The sequence below is a fragment of the Streptomyces olivoverticillatus genome (genome assembly GCF_014203555.1).
In the GTDB taxonomy this organism is placed as follows: Bacteria; Actinomycetota; Actinomycetes; order Streptomycetales; family Streptomycetaceae; genus Streptomyces; species Streptomyces olivoverticillatus.
This window is the reverse complement of sequence record NZ_JACHJH010000007.1, coordinates 41,635-62,404: the sequence shown is the minus strand read 5'-3', so window position 1 is coordinate 62,404 and position 20,770 is coordinate 41,635. Positions and strand designations below refer to the sequence as shown.

Below are 20,770 nucleotides of genomic sequence, written 5' to 3'. Positions count from 1 at the left end.
AGACCCTTCTGGTCGAAAAGGCACCATTGATCCCCCGCCGCGCCGTCCCCGACCATAGGGACCCACCAGGGCGCACACCGGGGGAGAACGCGCATGAGTGAGACCTGCCGTGATGTCGTGGTCGTCGGCGCGGGGCCCACCGGCCTCGCCCTCGCGATCGCGCTCCGCCAGTACGGTTTGGACGTCGCCGTCCTGGAGAAGGAGCCGCACACCAAGCGCGAAGTGCGCGCCAGCATCATGTGGCAGCGCGCCCTGGAAGTCCTGCGCGACCTCGGCTGCGCCGACAAGTTCGTGGGCGGGGGGCTGCCTCTGCGCCAGGCCGAGATCTACGTCCGGGGCCACCGAGTCGGCGGACACGAGATGAGCGTGTCCCACACGCTCTTCCCCGAGCCCCTGTCCATCGAACAGATCGCCACCGAGGAGCTGTTGACGGAGCGGCTGGGCGAGCTGGACACCACCGTGCGCTGGGAGAGCGAAGCCGTCGACGTCCGGCTGTACGCCGACGCCGCTGAGGTGGACGTACGAGGCCCGAACGGCCGCGCGGAAACGATCGCCTGCCGCTGGGTGGTGGGCTGCGAGGGCGCCCACAGCCTGGTGCGCAAGGCGCTCGGCGTCCCCTTCGAAGGGGAGCGCCGCACCGGCCTCCAGGCCGTGCAGATCAACGCCGAGCCCGATTGGAAGTACGCGTACAAGCCCGACACCAGCTACTTCTTCTTCGAGCGCCGGGTGTGCCTCATCGCCTCCCCGCGCCCCGGCGGCGGCTACCGCTTCTTCGCCTTCGTCAGCGATCCCGACCCCGCGCTCGTCGCGCCGCCGGACGCCGAGGAGATGCGCGAGCTCATCGCACGGGCCGCGCACGACGCCGCCCTCCGCCTGACGCCGACCCAACCGCTCTGGCTGAACCGGGCCCGCTTCCACGACCGCATAGCGGCGTCGCTGCGAGAGGGCCCGGCCATGCTCGTGGGCGACAGCGCCCATATGTGGGCCCCGATCGGCGGCCGCGGCCTCAACACCGGGCTGCGCGGGGCGCACAACCTCGCCTGGAAGCTCGCGGCCGTCCACCACGGCTGGGCGCGCGACGCGCTGCTCGACACCTACTCCACCGAACAGCGCGCCGCCGCCACCGAGATCATGCGGCAGATGCGCCACAACGTGACCGAACTGCCGCCCGCCCCGGCCACCCTTGCCGCCATGCGCCTGGCCCTCCCGGCCCTGATGGCCGGTGAACGCTTCAGCGGGCGCGGCCGCATCCTGCTCAGCGACCTCGCCCGCCACCACCGCAAGAGCGCCCTGTCCGCCGACGGCGCCGGGCGCGCGGCGCTGCGCGCCGGTGACCGGATGCCCGATCTGCCGGTCACCGAGGGCGGACGCCGGCGTCGGCTGCACGACCTGCTCTCCTACGGGCGGTGGACCGCCCTGCTGGTCCACGGCAGGTCCACCGGCGACGGCGCGGACCTGGAGGCGGCGGCCGCCGCCGTGGACCGCGCCCTCGCCCGGCACGCCCTGCCCGCCGAGGTCTTCCACGTGCGCCCGGGGCACCGCGACACCGGCCGGCTGCCGTCCGGCACCCTGCACCTGATGCGGCCCGACGGCCACATCGGCCTGCGGGCCCCCGCTGCCGACTCCCGGGCGCTGCAGGACTACCTGCACACCTGGTTCACCCTCAAGTGACCGTCCGCACCACCATCCGCTCCGGACCGTGGAAGACCAGGTCCTGCGCGTAGCGCACCGCGTCGTCCCCCTCGGCCAGGGCCAGCCCCGGCAGCCCGCGCAACAGCGCCGCCAGGCCGATCTCCGCTTCGGCACGGGCCAGCGGTGCGCCCACGCAGTAGTGGACGCCCATGCCGAAGCCGCTGTGGCGGCGCGCGTCGCGGCGCACGTCGAGGCGGTCCGGGTCGGGGAAGCGCTCGGGGTCCCGGTTGGCCGAGCCCAGCACCAGGGTCACCTTGGAGCCCGCGGATATCGCCCGGCCCCCCAGGACGTCGTCCTCCTTCGCCTGCCGGGTGATCATCTGCACCGGGGAGTCGTACCGCACCAGTTCTTCCACCGCGTTCGGCAGCAGCTCCGGCTGCCCGCGCAGCAGCGCCAGCTGGTCCGGGTGGGCGAGCAGGGCCAGCACGCCCTTCGACACCAGGTTGGTGGTCGTCTCGTGACCGGCCGTCAGAAGGTGGATGCAGGTGCCCACCAGCACGTCGTCCCCGAGCGGGCTCTCCTCCTCCGCACGCATCATCGCCGCGATCAGATCGCTGCCGTGCCGCGCCAGGTCGGCCCTGCGCCGGGCCAGCTCGGCCCGGAAGTAGGAGTCCAGCTCCCGCGCCGCCGCGTCCGCCACTGCGAAGCCGTCGGCCCGCCGGGCCACGCGCGAGCTCGTGGCCTGCTGGAGGTCCACCGCACGGGCCCGGAACCAGGGGCGGTCCTCCTTCGGCACGCCCAGCAGCTCGCTGATGACGAGGATGGGGAAGGGGGCGGCGAAGCGGTCCACCAGGTCCGCGCCGCCCTGCTTTCCGGGCGGCGCCGCGCGCAGTTCCGCCGCCAGCTCGGCCACGAGCTCTGAGGCCAGATGCCCGATGCGCGGGCGCAGCGCCTCGACGATGCGCGGGGTGAAGCTCTTCTGCACCAGCGCGCGCACCCGGGTGTGCCGCGGCGGGTCCATGAAGACCATCCAGTTGGCGGTCGTCCTCCTCAGGTGCGGGCAGTCCTGCGGCAGCCGGGCCGGGGAACCGCCGCGCACATAGGCGCGGTCCGCCAGCACCCGGGCCACGTCGTGGTGGCGGAAGAGGTACCACGTGCCGTCGGCCCGGTGGACGGGGTCGCGCTCGCGGTAGCGGCGGTAGAGCGGGTACGGGTCCGGAAGGTGGACGTCCGAGATGCGGAACGGGCCGGGTCCCCGGTCGGTCATGTGGCACTTCCCCTGATCAGATCGGCCAGGCGGCCCGGGTCCAGCGGCAGCTCGATGCCCCGCCAGGCCACGTGCCCGTCCGGGCGCACGAGTACGTACGGCTTGCCGTAGAGGCCCGCCACCGAGCGGTCGGTGCAGCGGGTGGTCTCCAGCGGTACGCGCCGCCGGGCGAAGGCGCTGTGGAACAGGCCCAGCCGGTCGGAGTCCGCGAAGCACATCAGCCGGAACGCCCGGCCGAACAGGTCGAGCGTCGAGGTGCCCGGACTCAGCCAGGCGTGCGGGGCGCGGCCGCCGGGGAGGGCGGCGGTCCGCCAGTCGCCGCCACGGCCGCTGGGGGCGATCAGCGGCGAGGTGTAGCGGTAGCCGAAGTGCACGTCCGGGGCGTCGAACTCGCGCCGCACGCCGCCCCGTTGCAGGCGGGCCGCGAGTTCTGCCCGGGCCCGTACGCCCTCGGCCGAGTCCAGCAGGATCCCCTCGGGCAGCTCGCGGCGCATCGTCCGCATGAGGTTGACGTTGGCCTCTTCCAGGCTGCGCTCGGCGACCGGCCGGCGTTCGGCGTCGTAGGAGTCGAGCAGCCCCGGACCGGCCCAGCCCGCCAGCTGCCCGGCGAGCTTCCAGCCCAGGTCGGCGGCGTCGCCGATGCCGGTGTTCATGCCGAAGCCGCCGGACGGCGAGAGGGTGTGGGCGGCGTCGCCGGCGAGCAGCACGCGGCCCTGCCGGTAGGTCCCGGCGACCCGGTGGGTGAGGTGCCAGACGTTCTCGGAGAGGATCTGCAGCGGCGTGTCGAGCGCGATGGCCGTGCGGACCAGGGCCGTTGCGTCCTGCTCGGCCTCGGGCTCCCGGCCCGCCCCCACCGTCAGCCGGTACAGCTCCCGGCCGTCCATCGACCGCAGGGGGAAGCGCAGGGCGGGCGGCCGGGTGAGGAAGTACACCTGGGCGGCGCGCTTGCCGAGTTGTTCACGCAGCTCGGGGGCGCGGAAGAGGATGTTGCGGAAGACCTGGGTCTCGTAGCGGGCGGGCGCATCGATGCCCAGCGCGTTGCGCACGGGCGAGGGCGCGCCGTCGCAGGCCACCGCGTAGCGGGCCCGGAAGGCCAGCCGGGCCCCGCCGGCCGCCAGGTCGGTCGCCTCGGCCGTCACCCCCTCCCCGTCCTGGACCAGCCGGTCGACGCGGCACCGGCGGCGCAGCGGGCCGTCCGGGTGCACCCCGACCTCGCCGGCGAGCAGCGGGGCCAGCCAGTGCTGGGGGCAGACCTGTTCCGGCTCGGGCGTGTAGGGGAGCGCGGGGCGGCTGTCAGCGGTGCCGAAGTCGAGACGGTGGATCTCGTGGCCGCCCACGGCCGTCACCCAGGCGATGTCCAGCGGATGGTCGCCGGGCCAGCCGGTGGCCCGGATCCGGTCGGCGAGGCCCCAGCGCCGGAACAGCTCCATCGAACGGGGGCCGACCGTCCCCACCTTGGGGTGGGGGACCAGGCCGTCCGAGGCGTCCAGGGCGAGGAAGCGCACGCCCCGGTAGGCCAGGTCGAGGGCGAGTGCCAGCCCGACCGGGCCGGCACCCACGATCAGGACGTCCGTCTCCGCGGCGACGGGCATCTCGTGCGTTTCGGCAGTCATGAGCATCCTTCCGTGCGGGGGGTGCGGAAGAAATCGGCGTAGAAGGACATGAGTTCCGGGACCTGCTCGGGCACCGCCGCGCACCGGCGGGCGGTCGCCGAGAGGTGCTCGAAGCGCAGGGAGAGTGCGCGGCGCGCCACGTCGGGACGGGCCGAGGCCGCCGGCGTCACGTCCAGCTCGAACGTCGGCCCGGCCGTCCTGCCGCGCCGCCCGGAGTCCATCGTGACCAGCAGCTCCGCGAGCGGGCGCATCATGCCGGTCATGACGTCGATGGAGGCGTTCATCAGCTTCGAGCGGCGCAGGCTGGCGTCGGGGCTCTGGGTGAAGTGCTGCACCATCAGCTGGAGCATCAGGTGGTACGAGCGGTTGAACAGGTGGGCCACGGCGCGGGCTTCGGGATCGGTGACGGGGTCCTTGGCCAGGCCGTGGGTGCCGTCCGTGCGCAGGGTCGGGTTGCGCAGCACGGGGTAGGCCGGGCTCCACGGCACCGGCCGTCCGTGCGGGCCGGGGACGCGCTCGTGGGTCAGCAGCTCGCCGATCCGCAGGAAGCTCTCGAAGTGCGAGGTCTCGGGCGGCGCGGCGGGGCCGAGGACGCTTCCCTCGCCCTGCTCGGTGATGACGTCCACGGCGAACAGGGCGCTGGGCAGGTCGTCGACCTCCAACTGGTAGTCGGGATGTTCGGTGTTGACGGATTCCCGCAGGAACACGTGGTGTTCGCCGCCGCCGCGCCCCTTCTCCACCAGGAACACGTCCGGGACGCGCTGCAGCCCTTCCCGGACGGCCGCGTACAGCTCGCTGATCGAGCCCCACGCCCGGCCGGACCGCGGCGCGGTGCGGCGGTCCGCCGCACCGTCCCGGCTCAGCTCCGGGGTGAGCGCCGCGGGCTGTTCGATGGCGGCATACCGCTGCACGCTGCCGATGCTCAGCGGTTCGAGGGCGAAGTCCAGCGGCACCGGCAGTTCGGCGCCCAGCGTGGCGAAGTCGATCAGCGGGACGTGGAAGGGCTCGCCCATCGCCATGATGATGTTGTTGACCAGAAGGAAGTGGATCATCTCTTCCCGGGCGACGTTGAGCAGTGTGCCCCGGATCCCGTCGTCCAGCGTCGCCCCGCCCTGCCCGCAGGCGAGTTCGAGCTGTTCGGGCGTCCACAGCCCGCGCCGCACGTACTCCCGCCCGGCTCCGTGGGTGGGCACCGAGAAGGCCGCGTACAGGTACTGGAGCATCACCGCGAGCTCCAGGGTGGCGGCCTGTTTGAGGAGGGCCCACAGCTCGCCGCGCGTGGTGATCCGGGCCGGGGCCGTCGGCGTCGCGGGCACGGGCAGGGGCGGGCGGACGCGCGCCTGCTGGTTGCGCAGGAAGGCCAGCAGCAGGCGGGCCTTGGGGTCGGAGAGGTCGCGGGTGGGCGGCATGTAGTACGTCTTCGCCTTGTTGGCCGGGTCGCACATCTGCCACATCAGCTCGGCGTACGTCTCCACCTTGCAGCGGTCGGCCAGGCTGAAGACGTCCGAGCGCATGAAGGTGGACAGCTGCTCGTAGTAGGCGAAGACCTCGCGGTGCAGCAGGGCGAAGTCCACCTTCTCGCGGGGCACTTCGTCCAGGTGCCAGTCGTCGGGCAGCACCCGCACGGCCAGCGCCCCGGCGCCCGCCCAGAAGCCGAGCGCGTCCTCGTCGTCGTAGGCCCGCCAGGCCGCGCCCGGGGCGCCGGGGCCCTCGCACGGGGACTCGGCGGGGTCGGCGGAGAGCAGGACGCGGCAGGTGCCGGCCTGCTCGCCCCGCAGGGTGAGCAGGCCGTGCCCGTGCTCGTCGGTCTCCACGACGCACGTTCCCGCGTAGCCGCCGTCGCCGCGCAGCCCCAGCACGACCGCGTCGCCGCAGCGCGCCGAGGCCGCGCCCGCCACCGGATCGGCGGGCAGGGCCCGGGGGTTGAAGTACTGCCGTACGTAGACCTTTCCGGCGCTCGCCGGGCGGCCGCGCACATAGGCGCGCAGCGGGACCTGCACGGCGTGGTCGGCGCCTGCCCCGCGGCGGTCGCGGTGGTGCAGGACCACGACCGCCTCGTCGCTCTGGACGTTGACCTCCCGCTCGGCCAGCAGCGTCACCCGCCGGCCCGCGTCGTCGGTCCCGGTCAGGCACAGCGGCTCGGCCTCGGCCGCCTCCCACCCCGGCTCGGCGGCCGCCGTCACGATGCCCGAGGTGAGTTCGCCCGGGTACGAACCGGCCGGCAGGCGGGCGACGAGCCGCCCCGAACGGCTGGTGCGCAGCTGGAGTTCACCGGCGTCGAGCGGGGGCCCGAGCCGGTGCAGCGGCCCCGGGCCCGCCTCGCGGGCCCGGGTGGTGACCGGCACCGCGGAGACCATGTTGAACACGGCCCGCCCGGCCGCGATCCGCACCGTCAGGTGGTGCAGCCGCCCGCCGCCCGCGGGCGGGGCGAGCAGGCGTCCGGCCGGGTACGAGCGCAGCTCGTCGGCGTGCCAGGGCGCGACGGTCCCGCGCACGCGCCACAGGCCCGGCTGGTCCGGGGCCTGGGGCGACGCCATGCCGTCCAGCGCGAACTGCACCACGATGCCGTCCGCGCCGCCCTCCTCCAGCGCCGTGCGCAGCGCGTGCACGGCGGGCGAGAGGCGGGCGTCCGGCAGCCAGTCGGGCCGGCCGCGGACGACGAACTGGTGCACCGCGCCGTAGCGCAGCTGCCGTTGCAGGACGTGCTCGCCGACGTCCAGGATGTGCCGGAAGCCGACCCAGCGCGGCGGCTGGAAGCCGTCGACGCCGCCGGTGAGCAGGTAGCCGTCGTCGTGCGAGCGGCCCAGGCGCCCGAGGCCGAAGCGGCCGATCATCAGCGTTGTGGTCCACCAGGAGGCCGGGTCCAGGTCGAAGACGCGGGCCCGGTTGACGGTCGTGCGCAGGTAGGCGTTGTAGTGCCCCCACACGTCCACGCTGCGGCCGACGACCGGGTCGCCGGTGTCGGGCGGGGCGCCGTCCGCGGTCTCGACGGAGACGATGCGGGCGTCCAGCAGGAAGTGGCCGTTGCCGTCGAAGTTCCAGCCCTTGGCGGCGCTGAACTCCCCTTGGGGGTCGGGGCGTCCGTCGCGGCCGAAGCGCGGGCCGCGCTGCTGGAGATAGGCGTGGTACTCGGCGGCGGGCCGCTCGTGCGGGAACGGCCCGTCGCCGGTCAGGGCGCGGTTGCGGGCCAGGTCGACCAGGCCGCTGCGCGGCCCGGTCGGCAGTTTGGTCGTCGCGGTGCCCGCGAAGTGCAGCCTGGGCAGGTCGAAGACGCTCATCACAGTGCTCCGGCGGGGTTGTGGCGGCCGCTGGCGACCGCGTGGCGGGGCCCGGGCTCGTAGCGCTCGATCTCCTCCACGGCCCGCAGCGCGGACTCGATCGCCCCCTCGATCCAGGCGGGTGCCGACGAGCAGTGCTCGCCCGCGAAGAACAGCCGGCCCACCGGCCGGGCTGCGCGCAGCAGTTCCTCCTCGCACTCGGCGGCGTTCTTCCCCCAGCGGGTGGTGCAGCCGCCGCCGCTCCAGCGGCATTCGCCCCAGGCCGCGCTCACGGCCGCGCGGACCATGCCGGGCCGCAGCAGTTCGGGGTGGACCGCGCCGAGCTCCTGGAGCACCAGGCGGTGGCGGCGCCGGGCCGAGAGGTGCCCGAGGCGGGCCGCCTCGTCGCCGATGGTGTAGCTGGCCAGCAGCGCGGCGCCCTGACCCGGGGAGCCGTCGACGGGCGGGTAGTAGGTCTGACGGATGGCGCCGCCGGTGAAGGAGGCGCCGCCGCGTATGCCGCCCTCCCACCAGAAGGGCTCCCGGCAGTGGAAGGCGACCTTGGTGGCCGGGCAGTAGTGCACCTCGCGCAGCACCGCCAGCTTGTCGGCGTCGAGCCCGGACAGGTGCATCCGGCGCAGAGCCGGGAAGGGGACCGTGCAGAGCACGAAGTCGGCGTGCTCGACGCGGGTGCGGGCACCCGCCCGGACGTGCACCAGCACCCCGTCGGGGCGCACTTCGAGCCCCACGGCCTTGCGGCCGCAGACCACCGGGGTGCGCAGCCGGCCGGCGAGCCGGCGGGGCAGCTGGTCCATGCCGCCGTTGAGCCGCAGCAGGGCGGGGCTGGTCTCGGCGAGGATGTCGTCGAGGAAGCTGTTGAGCCTGCCGCTGCACCCGGCGCGGATGCCGGGGTGGGCGGAGAAGAGCGAGTGCAGGTCGACCCGGTCGCCCGCCGCGCCGCGCAGGTGGGGTGCGAGGTCGATGCGGTCCACCAGGGCGAGGAGTTGACGGCGCAGGTCCTCGCGGAGCGCGTCCCGCAGGTCCGGGGGCGCGATGGCGTCGACGATGGCTGTGAGCCAGGCGCCGAAGACGACGGTGCCCTCGTTGTGGTCGTGGCCGGGCAGGCGCTCTTCCAGCTCGCGCCGGAAGTTCTCGCGCAGCGGTCCGGCGGCGTCCTTGATGCGGACGAAGCCGCCGTCGGTGTGGAGGAATGCGTTCTCCTCCGACAGGAGTGTGCTGAACGCCCCGAGGTTTTCCTCCAGTCCGAGGTGCCGAATGTATTCGAGCGTGAGCCGGTGGTGGGTCGGAATGCGCATGGCGCCGAGTTCGACGGAGGGCGCTCCGGCGCCCTTCCCGAAACGGTGGGTGTGGATGCGGCCGCCGATGCGGTTGTTGCCTTCCAGTACCTCCACCCGGTGGCCGAGCCGCTCCAGTTCGTACGCCGCCACGAGGCCCGCTATTCCTGCCCCGATGACGATGATCCTCCGGTTTTCGACCCCACCTCCACCGACCGCGTGAGCATGCCAAAAGCGCATGTTGTCGGACATTGAACTTTCCCCCCGTAAAAGTGCATCAATTCCCCGTATGGGACTTCATAGAGATTTCATAGACGGCTGACGGGTGCAATAAAGTTTCAGGACACCGGCAAACGGCGCGGATCTCGTATCGGAATCCCCACCCGCCTCGACGAATGCGTAGACGGCATACGGACGATGTGGATGCGTCACATACCGGATTTCCCCTTGTGGTATTTCCCGTCCCCGTGATCCGCCTGCGGCGTCCGCGTCCCCTAGGTTCCCTACTCCCTCGGGAGTAGGGGTAAGTCCGTACTCAAGTACGACGACGGGGCGGCTCGGCGCACGGCATGGTGGATTCCATGGACGAGGGGACGGGCCGCCGGGGGCGGGCGGAGAGCAGAGGCGAGCAGTGAGCGCGCTGGTGGCATCGGTGGCGCTGTGCCTGGTGTCCGCCGTCTGCTACGCGGGCGCGGCCATCGTGCAGGAGCGGGTGGCGGCCACGGGCGGAGCCGGCGGCCGCGGGCCGCTGCGAAGACCGGGGTGGTGGGGCGCGGTGGCGCTCACCGGGGTGGGGGCGGGGCTGCACGTGCTGGCGCTGGCGTTCGGGCCGCTCAGCCTGGTGCAGCCGCTGGGCGCGCTGACGATCGTCTTCGCGCTGCCGATGGCCGCGCTGTTCGTGCACAGACCCGTGGGTGCGAGGGGCTGGCGGGGCGCCGTGCTGGCCACGGCCGGGCTCGCCGGGCTGCTCGCCCTGACCGGGCCGCCGCGCACCGAGTCCCTCGACGGCGGCCAGCGGCCCGTGCTCGTCGCGGCGGTACTGGGCGCCGTGGCCCTGCTGGCCATTGCCGCGCGCCGGGTGCGACGGCCGGTCGTACGGGGCGTGGTGCTGGCGACGGCGGCGGGCGCCGCCTTCGGCATGGCCTCGGTCTTCACCAAGGCCGCCGCCGAGGACTGGGACGTGCACCGGCCGGCCGCCATGCTGCCCGGCCTCGCGGTGATAGCGCTGCTCGCCTCCGCCGGGATGCTGCTCTCCCAGGCCTCCTACCGGGGCGCGGGCCTGGCCGCACCGCTGGCCACCGTCACCGTGGTCAACCCCGTCGTGGCCTCGGCCGTCGGAATCCTCTCGCTGGGCGAGGCGTTCCGCTACGGACTGGCCGGCGCCCTGCTGGCCGTCGCCGCCGGAGCCGTTGCCGCCGTCGGCGTGATCGCCCTGACCGTCCAAGGGGCGAACGCCTCCACCGATGCCCCCCGCGAGCTCGTCGTACTGGCCGGATCTCCGCCCGACGCGGTAGTGCCGCCGGGGCCGGACGGCGTAGGGACGCCCTCGGTGCCGCACCCCCGGTCGCGTCCACGGTGTCTGGTTCCGGCCCGTTCCGACTCCGATTCCGGCTGAATCCCCGCCCATCGGACACGCCCAGGAGGCCCAGGAGGCCGCGGGGGTCGCGGCGATCCGGCCATGGAGCGCACGCCGACGCACCATGGCGCCCGCGGGGCGCGCCGCGCCACCATGGAAGCCCGGATCCGGCCACCCCGTGACAGGAGCGCCCGTGGACTTCGACGTCGTCGTGGAGATCCCGCAAGGCAGTCGGAACAAGTACGAGATGGACCATGAGCTGGGACGGATCCGGCTCGACCGGATGCTGTTCACCTCCACCCGCTACCCCGCGGACTACGGCTTCGTCGACGGCACCCTGGGCGCCGACGGGGAGCCGCTGGACGCCCTCGTCCTCGCCGGCGACCCCACCTTCCCCGGCGTGGTCATCCGGTGTCGCGCCATCGGCATGTTCCGCATGCGGGACGAACGGGGCGAGGACGACAAAGTGTTGTGCGTGCCCTCCGCGGACCCCCGCCACGAGCACGTCCGCGACCTGCGGCACCTCCCCGAGTTCGACCGGCTGGAGATCCAGCACTTCTTCGAGGTCTACAAGGAACTCGAGCCCGGCAAGTCCGTCGACACCGCCTGCTGGGCCGACCGGGCCGCCGCCGAAGCGGAGATCGCCGCCTCCCGTGCCCGGGCCCGGGGTGTGGGGCACGACTGACAGGATGATGCGGTAAAAGGGGGCATGGCCACCACCGACCGGCGGTCCGGTCCCCTCCCCGCCGCCCTTGCCCGCGTCAGCAGCGCCGCACCGCTGCGCGATCCCCGTCTGGCCGCCGTCGCGCTGGCCTTCGCGGTGGTCCAACTGTGCTACGCGGTCGTGCACATGGATCTCGGCTGGGACGAGACCGTCTACCTCTCGCAGGTCGACCCCCGCAACCCCGCCGCATTCTTCAGCGCCCCCCGCTCCCGCGGCATCAGCTTCCTCGTCGGGCCCGTCATCGCCCTCACCTCCTCCCCCCCCGTGCTGCGCGTGGCGCTGGTGCTGCTCTCCTCGGCCGCGCTCTTCGCCGCGTTCAAGGTCTGGGAGCCGCTGCTGGGCCGCGGGTGCACCGCGCTGGCCGCGCTGCTCTTCGGCGGGCTGTGGATCACCGTGCTCAGCGGCCCCGAGGTCATGCCCAACCTCTGGGTCGCGCTGACCTCCGTGGCCGTGGTGGGCTGGTTCCTGCGGGCCCGCCACGACGGACCCGGGCGGCGCCGCGCCCTGCTGGGCCTGGCTGCCACCCTCGTCGCCGTCACGCTGTTCCGCGCACCGGACGCCGTCTGGCTCGCCCTGCCCCTGCTGGCCGCCTGCGCGGCCGTACGCGACTGGCGGCGTCCCGGCACCGTGGCGGCCGTCCTGGGCGGCCTGGCGCTCGGCGGCGTGCAGTGGACCATCGAGGCGTACGTGCGGTTCGGCGGCATCGGCGGGCGGCTGGCCGTCTCCAGCGACACCGAAGGCGGCATGGGGGCGCACCTGGGCGCCGGGCTGCGGGCCGCCTACCGCTCGCTCAACGGGCCGCAGTTGTGCCGGCCCTGTCACATCGCGGGCCCGGCGGTCACGCACTCGCTGTGGTGGCTGCTGCTTCCCGTGCTCCTCGCCGCGGCCTGTGCGCTGGCCCCGACCGCGGTGACCTTCCTGCCGGTCGCCTGCGGGCTCTCACTCGCGGCGCCCTACCTGCTGCTGCTCGACTACTCGGCCCCGCGCTTCCTACTGCCCTCGTACGCGCTGTTCGCCCTGCCGGTGGCCGGCCTGGCCGCCCGGGCGGTGCGGGCCGCGCGGCCGGGGCGGCCCAGGTATGCCGTCGCGGGCCTGCTGACCGCGGTGCTGGCCGTCCACCTCGTGGTGCAGGTCGAGGAGTTGCGGGTGAACACCGCCGACGCGCGCGACACCACCGTGCGCTACCGGCGCGCGGCGGACGAACTGATGCGGCTGGGACTCCAACCCCCGTGTCTGGTCACGGGCCCCCGGGCACAGCCCATCGCCTACGAGGCGGGGTGCGCGTCGGCGGAGACGATGGGGAACAACCGGTCGACGACGAATGCCGGCATCGTGCGGGCGGCGGCGAGCATGCCGACGGCGCTGCTGTTCGATACGAACGATCCGTATCTGCCGCCCTTCGCACGCACCTGGCACCCGCACGACATCCCCGGCACGGACTGGGTGGCCTACGTCCCGTAGGGTCCGGCCCCGCTCACGCCTCGCGCAGCAGCACCGCCAGGTCGCTGTCCACATCCAGGTGCCCGCCCTCGCCACCCGCCGGGACGAGCGCGTAGGTACGGGCCAGGAACGTGCGCAGCTCCGGAGTGTCGAGCTGGACCATGGCCACGCCCTCCGCCGCGTGGAACTCCAGCACGGTCCGGTGCGGCCCGCACGGCCACACCCGGACGTCGCCGCCGCCCGCGGGGGTCAGCAGGCCGCGGGCCAGCAGCTCGCGGGCGAAGGCCCATTCGACCTCGTCGCCGTCCAGGGAGGCGGCCGGGGGGAAGGTGACGCGGACGGCGAAGGGATCGGCACGCTCGTACAGCAGCTGCGCGGGAACCGTGCGGGACGGCGGGGCCGACGCAATGATCCGAGCCTGGACAGCCTGTTCGATGACAGTGGACAACGCCAGCTCCCTTGCGATGGTGTTCCGGGTGGTGCGCTTCCGTGCCGCTACGACGCCTACAGGTGGTCAGACGGTTTATCGAATGCCGCAGTGCACATGAATCAAGCGTGAGCTGCATCACTGTCCTTGAAAAAGAAGACATATGCCTTCTAGCGCAAGGAAGTTGAAGGAAAGCCTCAAGGGTGGACGGGCGTCACGTTGACGCTTTCGCCGCTGTAGACGCCCCGTTCGGCCTCCGCTAGCTTCACCGCCCATGAGGCGGACGGTGAAGTGGATACGGGCGTTGTCGGTGGCGCTGGCCGTGACGGCGGCCGGTGCGGCTCCCGCGCAGGCGGCGCAGCGGCCGGTGCCGGGAGTGGCCTGGCAGGCCAAGGCCACCGGGAGCGACGCGCGCTTCCGCGGGCTCGCCGCGGTGAGCCGGTCCACCGCCTGGGTGGCGGGTACCAAGGGGACCGTGCTGCTCACCCGTGACGGCGGCGGCCACTGGCGCGACGTCTCGCCGCCGGGGGCGGGGGCCCTGGAGTTCCGGGACGTCGAGGCATTCGACGCCCGGCACGCCGTCGTCCTCGCCATCGGCGAGGGCGAGGCCTCGCGGATCTTCCGCACGGCCGACGGCGGAGCCCACTGGACGGAGAGCTTCCGCAACACCGACCCACGGGCCTTCTACGACTGCCTGGCCTTCTTCGACCACCGCCACGGCATCGCGCTCGGCGACCCGGTCGACGGCCGCTTCCGCGTCCTCGCGACCGCGGACGGCGGCCGCACCTGGCGGCTGCTTCCCCCGGCCGGAATGCCCGCCGCGCAGCCCGGCGAGGCGGCGTTCGCCGCGAGCGGCCAGTGCGTGGTGACCTCGGGCACCCGCGACGCATGGATCGCCACCGGCGGCGCCGCCGCCTCCCGCGTCCTGCACTCCGCCGACCGGGGCCGCACCTGGACCGCCGCCGCCACGCCCGTACCGGCGGGCGACCCCGCGCGCGGCGTGTTCGCGCTCGCCTTCCGCGGGGGCCGCGGGCTGGCCGTCGGCGGCGACTACCGCGCCGGACAGCCCTCGGAGCGCGCCGCCGCCGTCAGCGCCGACGGCGGGAGGAGCTGGCGCGCGGCCGACGAGCCGCCCGCCGCCTACCGTTCGGGCGTGGCCTGGCTGCCGCGCGGCCGCGCCACGGCCGTGGCCGTCGGCCCCACCGGCAGCGAGATCACCACGGATGGCGGCCGCACCTGGCGCGGCTTCGACACCGGCTCCTACGACACGGTCGCCTGCGCACCGGACGGCGGCTGCTGGGCGGCGGGGGAGAAGGGGCGGGCCGCCCGTCTCGGCGCGGCGCCGCGGCCGCAAGGGTCAGGACGGTAGCTCCTGGCGGTACTGCTCCAGGGGCGGGGCGGTCTTCGTCGCCACGAACTCCGTGATCGTGTACTCGCAGACGCCCGCCACGCTGAACGGGTCGCTCCTGGTGATCTCCTCGACCTTGGCGCGGTCCTCGCCCAGCGCGATGATGATCCCGCCGTCACGGGGCACCTTGCGGCCCGAGGCGATGAAGACGCCGGACGCGTAGTGGGCGTCCAGCCAGGCCACATGCTCTTCGAGGGCGGCGTCGATGCGTTCGATGGGCGCGATGTAGGTCAGCTCAAGTACGAACATGATCGCCAGGCTACGCCCGTGACGTAGCGTGGAAGCCACTATGGCCCTTGCGATGAGCGACATACCCGGCGAACTGCCGCCCGACTGGCCCACGACGGAGGCGGAGGCCCGCGCCGTCCAGGACGCGTTGCGCGAGAGCGTCGTGCGCGACGAGGCCGGCCCGCCGCCCGGCGCTCCGCTGGTCGCCGTCGGCGTGGACGTCGCCTACGACGACGAGCGGGACGTCGTCGCGGCCGCCGCCGTCGCGCTCGACGCCGACACCTGCGAGGTGCTGGAGGAGACCACGGCGGTGGGCCGGGTCGCCTTCCCCTACGTGCCCGGCCTGCTCGCCTTCCGGGAGATCCCCACCGTGCTCGCCGCCCTCGGCCGCCTGGAGCGGACCCCGGGCCTCGTGGTCTGCGACGGCTACGGGCTCGCCCACCCGCGGCGCTTCGGGCTGGCCAGCCACCTCGGCGTGCTGACCGGCCTGCCGACGATCGGCGTCGCCAAGAACCCGTTCGCCTTCCGCCATGAGCAGCCCGGCCCGCGCCGCGGTGATTCCTCGCCGCTGCTGGACGGGGACGAGGAGGTGGGCCGCGCCCTGCGCACCCGCGACGGGGTCAAGCCCGTCTTCGTCTCGGTGGGCCACCGGGTGAGCCTGGACGGCGCGTGCGCCCATGTCCTGCGCCTGACCCGCGGCTACCGGCTGCCGGAGACCACGCGCAGGGCGGACGCGCTGTGCCGGGCGGCGCTGAAGCGTTCGTGAGGCGGAGGCGTTCTTGACAGCGGCGCGGCGCCCGCGCCAGATTCGGCCCCGGAATCCCGCACGTGCCTCCTCGCCGGAAAGGCGGACCGCATGCGCCTCCCCGTGCCCCTGTCCGGCGTCGTCCCGCCCCTGTGCACTCCGCTCGATGCCGCCGGCGAGGTCGACACCCGCTCCCTGGCCCGCCTCGTGGAGCACGTCCTGGCCGCCGGTGCGTCCGCCGTCTTCACCCTCGGCACCAGCGGGGAGGCCGCCTTCCTGAGCGACGCCCAGCGGCACACGGCCCTCGCGGCCGTCGTGGAGGCCGTGCAGGGCCGGGTGCCCGTCCTCGCCGGGGCCATCGACATGACCACGGCCCGGGTGCTGGACCGGGCGCGGGCCGCGGCGGCGCTCGGCGCGGACGCCGTGGTGGCCACGGCGCCCTTCTACGCGGCCACCCATCCGGCCGAGACCGCGGACCACTTCCGGCGGCTGTGCAAAGGCGCCGGCGTACCGGTGATCGGCTACGACATCCCGTCCGCCGTCCACTCCAAGCTCGGCGCCGCGACCGTCCTCGCGCTCGCCGAGGACGGAACGCTCGCCGGGCTCAAGGACAGCAGCGGCGACCTCGGCGCCCTGCGCCGCCTGCTCGTCGCCCTCCGCCGCCGGGGCCTCGACCGGTTCGCGGTCCTGACCGGCTCCGAACTCGCCGTCGATGCCGCCCTGCTGGCGGGCGCGCACGGCGTCGTGCCGGGCCTGGGCAATGTGGACCCCGCCGGGTACGTACGGCTGTACGAGCACACGCGGGCCGGGCGCTGGACCGAGGCGGCCGCGGAACAGGACCGGCTGGCGGCGCTGTTCGACCTGGTGGACGCGGGGGATCCGGGGGAGATGAGCGGCGCTTCCTCCGCCCTGGGCGGCTTCAAGGCGGCGCTGCACGCGCTGGGGGTCATCGCGTGCCCGGCGACGGCCGCGCCGATGCGCCCGCTGCCCGACTCCGCCGTGAGGGAGGTCCGCCGGGTGCTGGCGGAGAGCGGATTGGCGTAGCGGCCCGCCGCAGCGGCCGGGGCAGAATCTCCCCCATGACGCCCACGATCCTCAAAACCCGCAGCCGTGTCCGCTCCTTCGCCCTCTCCCTCCCCGGCGCCGTCGAGGAGTTCCCCTGGGGCGACAGCGCCGTCGTCAAGGTCAACAAGAAGATCTTCGTCTTCCTCGGGGCCGAGGGGGACGCCGAGTCCGCGGGCATCTCGGTGAAGCTCAAGGACGAGGAGGCCCACGGCCACGCCCTCACCGTGCCGGGCGCCGCGCCCACCGCTTACGGGCTGGGCCGCTCCGGCTGGGTGTCCGTGCCGCTGACCGGCGGGAGCGCCCCGGCCGAGCTCCTGTGCGACTGGGTCGAGGAGAGCTACCGGACCATCGCCCCCAAACGCCTCGTCGCCCAACTCGACGCACGCTGAGGGCCGTCAGGGGCTTGTGGACGGTGCGCCACGTTCATAACATCACGAGTGTTACAGCAGTTGTGTCATAAGGCTGTGTCATAAGGCGTCGGACGTGGGGGCGGGGCGGATGGCAGACACGGGAAGCGGTCCGCTCGCCGGAGTGCGCGTGGTCGAGCTCGCAGGCATCGGGCCGGCCCCCTTCGCCGCCATGCTCCTGGCCGACCTCGGCGCCGACGTCGTCCGCGTCGACCGCCCCGGCGGCCCGGGGCTGCACATCGACCCGGACCACGACCTCGCCAACCGCAACAAGCGCTCCGTCCTCGTCGACCTCAAGTCCGCGCACGGCCCCGACACCGTGCTCGACCTCGCCGCGCGGGCCGACGTCCTGCTGGAGGGCCTGCGCCCGGGCGTCGCCGAGCGCCTCGGCGTCGGCCCCGGACCGGCCCTGGGCCGCAACCCCCGCCTGGTGTACGGGCGGATGACCGGCTGGGGCCAGGAGGGGCCGCTCGCCCACAGCGCCGGGCACGACATCGGCTACGTCGCCGTCACCGGCGCCCTGGGCATGACCGGGCCCGCCGACGGGCCGCCCCACCCCGCGGCCAACCTCCTCGGCGACTACGCCGGCGGCTCCCTCTACCTCGTCACCGGGGTCCTCGCCGCCCTCCACCACGCCCGCGCCACCGGCACCGGGCAGGTCGTCGACGCCGCCATCGTCGACGGCACCGCACACCTGACGGCGGTGATCCACGGCATGCTCGCGGCGGGCGGCTGGCAGGACCGGCGCGCCGCCAACCTCCTCGACGGGGGCGCGCCCTTCTACGGGACGTACGAGACCGCCGACGGCGGGTACATGGCGGTCGGCGCGCTGGAGCCGCGGTTCTACGCCGAGTTCGTCCGGCTGCTCGGCCTTGAGGAGGCCGGCCGCGAGGACCCCGCCCGCTGGGACGAGCTGCGCTCCGCGATCGCGGAGCGCTTCCGCAGCCGCACCCGCGCCGAGTGGACCGAGGTCTTCGAGGGCACCGATGCCTGTGTGGCGCCCGTCCTGTCGCTGCGCGAGGCCCCCCGCCATCCGCACCTGGCCGCGCGCGGCACGTTCACCGACGAGGGCGGCATCGTCCAGCCCGCCCCCGCCCCGCGCTTCTCCGCCACCCCCACCGCCGTACGCCGCCCGCCCGCACGGCCCGGCGCGGACACCGCCGAGGTGGCCTGCGACTGGGACGTCCCCCGCCTCGCCCCGTCCGCCGACCGGAAAGGCCTCCGCACCGATGAAGCGTGAGCTCTTCACCGCCGAACACGAAGCCTTCCGCGAGAGCGTGCGGGCCTTCCTCGCCAAGGAGGTGACCCCGCACCACGAACGGTGGGAGAGGGAGGGGATCGTCTCCCGCGACGCCTGGCGCGCGGCCGGGCGGCAGGGCCTGCTCGGGCTCGCCGTGCCCGAGGAGTACGGCGGCGGGGGGAACGCCGACTTCCGCCACAGCGTCGTCCTCACCGAGGAGTTCACCCGCGCCGGGGCCTCCGGCCTCGCCGTCGCCCTGCACAACGACATCGTCGGCCCCTACTTCACCACCCTGGCCACCGACGAGCAGAAGCGGCGCTGGCTGCCCGGCTTCTGCTCGGGCGAGAGCGTCACCGCCGTCGCCATGACCGAGCCCGGCGCCGGCTCCGACCTGCAGGGCATCCGCACCACCGCCGAGGACCGTGGCGACCACTGGCTGCTCAACGGCGCGAAGACCTTCATCTCCAACGGCATCCTTGCCGACCTGGTGGTTGTGGTGGCCAAGACCACGCCGGAGGGCGGGGCCAGGGGCCTGAGCCTGCTCGTGGTCGAACGCGGCATGCCCGGCTTCGAGCGCGGCCGCAACCTCGACAAGATCGGCATGAAGGCCCAGGACACCGCCGAACTCTTCTTCGACGACGTCCGGGTGCCCAAGGAGAACCTGCTGGGCGAGGCCGACGGCGCCTTCTTCCACCTGATGGCCAACCTCCCGCAGGAGCGGCTGAGCATCGCCGTCGCCGCGATCGCGGCGGCCGAGCACCTCCTGGAGATCACCACCGGCTACGTCAAGGAGCGCGAGGCGTTCGGCCGGCCGCTCGCGCGGCTGCAGCACATCCGCTTCGAGATAGCCGAAATGGCCACCGAGTGTGCCGTCACCCGCACCTTCCTCGACCGCTGCATCGTCGATCACAACCGGGGCGAGCTCGACACCGTGCACGCCTCCATGGCCAAGTGGTGGGCCACCGAACTGCAAAAACGCGTCGCCGACCGGTGTCTGCAACTGCACGGCGGATACGGCTACATGACCGAATACCCGGTCGCGAAGGCCTTCACGGACGGCCGGATCCAGACGATCTACGGTGGCACCACCGAGATCATGAAGGAAATCATCGGCCGTTCCCTGCTCTCCTGACCGACCCTCCCCGGACCCCGAAAGGCTGCCGAACGTGAGCACCGAAGCGTATGTGTACGAGGCGATCCGCACCCCCCGCGGCCGTGGCAAGGCGCGGGGGCACCTCCCAGGCCGTCAAGGCTCTGGGGGAGGCGCACTGCACGGCACCAAGCCCGTCGACCTCGTCGTCGGCCTGATCCACGAAGTGCGGCGCCGCTTCCCGGACCTGGACCCGGCGGCCGTCGACGACATCGTGCTCGGCGTCGTCAGCCCCGTGGGCGACCAGGGCTCCGACATCGCCCGGATCGCCGCGATCGCCGCCGGGCTGCCGGACACCGTGGCGGGCGTCCAGGAGAACCGCTTCTGCGCCTCGGGCCTGGAGGCCGTCAACCTCGCCGCGGCCAAGGTGCGCTCCGGCTGGGAGGACCTGGTGCTGGCGGGCGGCGTCGAATCGATGTCCCGGGTGCCCATGGCCTCCGACGGCGGCGCGTGGTTCGCGGACCCGATGACCAACTTCGACGTCAACTTCGTCCCGCAGGGCATCGGCGCCGACCTCATCGCCACGCTCGGCGGCTTCACCCGCCACGACGTCGACACCTTCGCCGCGCGTTCGCAGGAACTGGCCGCGGCCGCATGGAAGGACGGCCGCTTCGACCGGTCCGTCGTGCCCGTCCGCGACCGCAACGGCCTGGTGGTCCTCGACCGCGACGAGCACCTGCGGCCCGGCACCACCGCCGAGTCCCTCGGCGCGCTCAAGCCGTCCTTCGCCGGCATCGGCGAGCAGGGCGGCTTCGACGCGGTGGCGCTCCAGCAGTACCACTGGGTGGAGAAGATCGATCACGTGCACCACGCCGGGAACTCCTCCGGCATCGTCGACGGCGCGGCGCTGGCCCTCATCGGCAGCCGTGAGGTGGGCGAGCGGTACGGACTGCGGCCGCGGGCCCGCATCGTCTCCGCGGCCGTCTCCGGCTCCGATCCGACCATCATGCTGACCGGCCCCGCGCCCGCCACCCGCAAGGCGCTCGCCAAGGCCGGCCTGGACATCGGCGACATCGACCTGATCGAGATCAACGAGGCGTTCGCGGCGGTGGTGCTGCGCTTCGCGCAGGACATGGGGATCGGCCTGGACAGGATCAACGTCAACGGCGGAGCCATCGCCCTGGGACACCCGCTGGGTGCCACGGGGGCGATGCTGCTGGGCACGGTCGTGGACGAACTGGAGCGGCGCGGCGGGCGGTACGGCCTGATCACGCTGTGCGTGGGCGGCGGCATGGGCATCGCCACGGTCGTCGAGCGCATGACCCCCAGCGCCGGCTGAGCGAGCCCCGAGGCCAC

Annotated in this window: 17 protein-coding genes; 11 read left to right on the top strand and 6 right to left on the bottom strand. The window is 73.8% G+C overall.

What is annotated here, in order from left to right:
- Nucleotides 1-93: 93 nt before the first annotated feature.
- On the top strand, nt 94-1,671 hold the full coding sequence (locus tag FHS39_RS21985; protein ID WP_184351162.1) for an FAD-dependent oxidoreductase: 1,578 nt from the start codon (nt 94-96) through the stop codon (nt 1,669-1,671).
- On the opposite strand, the gene FHS39_RS21980 is transcribed toward FHS39_RS21985, so the two are convergent.
- The 4 genes from FHS39_RS21980 to FHS39_RS21965 are packed head-to-tail and all read right to left on the bottom strand — an operon-like array spanning nt 1,664 to nt 9,304.
- Nucleotides 1,664-2,899 carry a cytochrome P450 gene (locus FHS39_RS21980; RefSeq protein WP_184351161.1) on the bottom strand — a complete coding sequence of 412 codons (1,236 nt, stop codon included), beginning with the start codon at nt 2,897-2,899 and terminating at the stop codon, nt 1,664-1,666. The two genes, FHS39_RS21985 and FHS39_RS21980, sit on opposite strands and share 8 nt — an antisense overlap.
- Nucleotides 2,896-4,512 carry an FAD-dependent monooxygenase gene (locus FHS39_RS21975; protein ID WP_281396893.1) on the bottom strand — a complete coding sequence of 539 codons (1,617 nt, stop codon included), beginning with the start codon at nt 4,510-4,512 and terminating at the stop codon, nt 2,896-2,898. Before FHS39_RS21975 ends, FHS39_RS21980 begins: the two co-directional genes overlap by 4 nt.
- Nucleotides 4,509-7,790, bottom strand: coding sequence for a ferritin-like domain-containing protein (locus FHS39_RS21970; RefSeq protein ID WP_184351160.1), 3,282 nt, complete (start codon nt 7,788-7,790; stop codon nt 4,509-4,511). Before FHS39_RS21970 ends, FHS39_RS21975 begins: the two co-directional genes overlap by 4 nt.
- Nucleotides 7,790-9,304, bottom strand: coding sequence for a flavin monoamine oxidase family protein (locus FHS39_RS21965; protein ID WP_184351281.1), 1,515 nt, complete (start codon nt 9,302-9,304; stop codon nt 7,790-7,792). The genes FHS39_RS21970 and FHS39_RS21965 overlap by 1 nt, the downstream gene beginning before the upstream one ends.
- Before the next feature lie 391 nt (nt 9,305-9,695).
- Here FHS39_RS21965 and FHS39_RS21960 point away from each other — a divergent pair, with 391 nt between their 5' ends.
- The 3 genes from FHS39_RS21960 to FHS39_RS21950 all read left to right on the top strand — a co-directional run bounded on the left by FHS39_RS21960 (nt 9,696) and on the right by FHS39_RS21950 (nt 12,825).
- Nucleotides 9,696-10,679, top strand: a complete 984-nt coding sequence (locus FHS39_RS21960; RefSeq protein ID WP_184351159.1) for a DMT family transporter — start codon at nt 9,696-9,698, stop codon at nt 10,677-10,679.
- A gap of 154 nt (nt 10,680-10,833) precedes the next feature.
- The gene (locus FHS39_RS21955) at nt 10,834-11,325 is read left to right on the top strand and encodes an inorganic diphosphatase (protein ID WP_184351158.1); all 492 of its coding nucleotides are present in this window, start codon (nt 10,834-10,836) and stop codon (nt 11,323-11,325) included.
- 24 nt (nt 11,326-11,349) lie between these two features.
- Nucleotides 11,350-12,825, top strand: coding sequence for a hypothetical protein (locus tag FHS39_RS21950; protein WP_246470400.1), 1,476 nt, complete (start codon nt 11,350-11,352; stop codon nt 12,823-12,825).
- A gap of 13 nt (nt 12,826-12,838) precedes the next feature.
- Here FHS39_RS21950 and ssgD read toward each other — a convergent pair whose 3' ends face one another.
- Nucleotides 12,839-13,252, bottom strand: a complete 414-nt coding sequence (gene ssgD / locus FHS39_RS21945; RefSeq protein WP_184351157.1) for a spore wall synthesis regulator SsgD — start codon at nt 13,250-13,252, stop codon at nt 12,839-12,841.
- A gap of 253 nt (nt 13,253-13,505) precedes the next feature.
- Here ssgD and FHS39_RS21940 point away from each other — a divergent pair, with 253 nt between their 5' ends.
- Nucleotides 13,506-14,600, top strand: a complete 1,095-nt coding sequence (locus FHS39_RS21940; RefSeq protein ID WP_246470399.1) for a WD40/YVTN/BNR-like repeat-containing protein — start codon at nt 13,506-13,508, stop codon at nt 14,598-14,600.
- Here FHS39_RS21940 and FHS39_RS21935 read toward each other — a convergent pair.
- Nucleotides 14,589-14,888 carry a YciI family protein gene (locus tag FHS39_RS21935; RefSeq protein ID WP_045932886.1) on the bottom strand — a complete coding sequence of 100 codons (300 nt, stop codon included), beginning with the start codon at nt 14,886-14,888 and terminating at the stop codon, nt 14,589-14,591. The two genes, FHS39_RS21940 and FHS39_RS21935, sit on opposite strands and share 12 nt — an antisense overlap.
- A 52-nt stretch (nt 14,889-14,940) precedes the next feature.
- Between FHS39_RS21935 and FHS39_RS21930 the strand changes: the two genes are divergently transcribed.
- The 6 genes from FHS39_RS21930 (at nt 14,941) to FHS39_RS21905 (ending at nt 20,753) form a co-directional block, all read left to right on the top strand.
- Nucleotides 14,941-15,633, top strand: coding sequence for an endonuclease V (locus tag FHS39_RS21930; RefSeq protein ID WP_184351156.1), 693 nt, complete (start codon nt 14,941-14,943; stop codon nt 15,631-15,633).
- A 90-nt stretch (nt 15,634-15,723) separates the two neighbouring features.
- Nucleotides 15,724-16,656, top strand: coding sequence for a dihydrodipicolinate synthase family protein (locus FHS39_RS21925; protein ID WP_184351155.1), 933 nt, complete (start codon nt 15,724-15,726; stop codon nt 16,654-16,656).
- A gap of 35 nt (nt 16,657-16,691) precedes the next feature.
- Nucleotides 16,692-17,066: an MmcQ/YjbR family DNA-binding protein gene (locus FHS39_RS21920; protein ID WP_184351154.1), complete on the top strand. Its 375-nt coding sequence runs from the start codon at nt 16,692-16,694 to the stop codon at nt 17,064-17,066.
- Between the two features lie 109 nt (nt 17,067-17,175).
- The gene (locus FHS39_RS21915; RefSeq protein ID WP_184351153.1) at nt 17,176-18,324 is read left to right on the top strand and encodes a CaiB/BaiF CoA transferase family protein; all 1,149 of its coding nucleotides are present in this window, start codon (nt 17,176-17,178) and stop codon (nt 18,322-18,324) included.
- A complete protein-coding gene (locus FHS39_RS21910) occupies nt 18,314-19,456 on the top strand; it encodes an acyl-CoA dehydrogenase family protein (protein WP_184351152.1) in 1,143 nt (380 codons plus the stop codon). Before FHS39_RS21915 ends, FHS39_RS21910 begins: the two co-directional genes overlap by 11 nt.
- A gap of 34 nt (nt 19,457-19,490) precedes the next feature.
- Nucleotides 19,491-20,753 (top strand): acetyl-CoA C-acetyltransferase, encoded by a 1,263-nt coding sequence (locus FHS39_RS21905; protein WP_184351151.1) that lies wholly within the window; start codon nt 19,491-19,493, stop codon nt 20,751-20,753.
- Nucleotides 20,754-20,770: the final 17 nt, after the last annotated feature.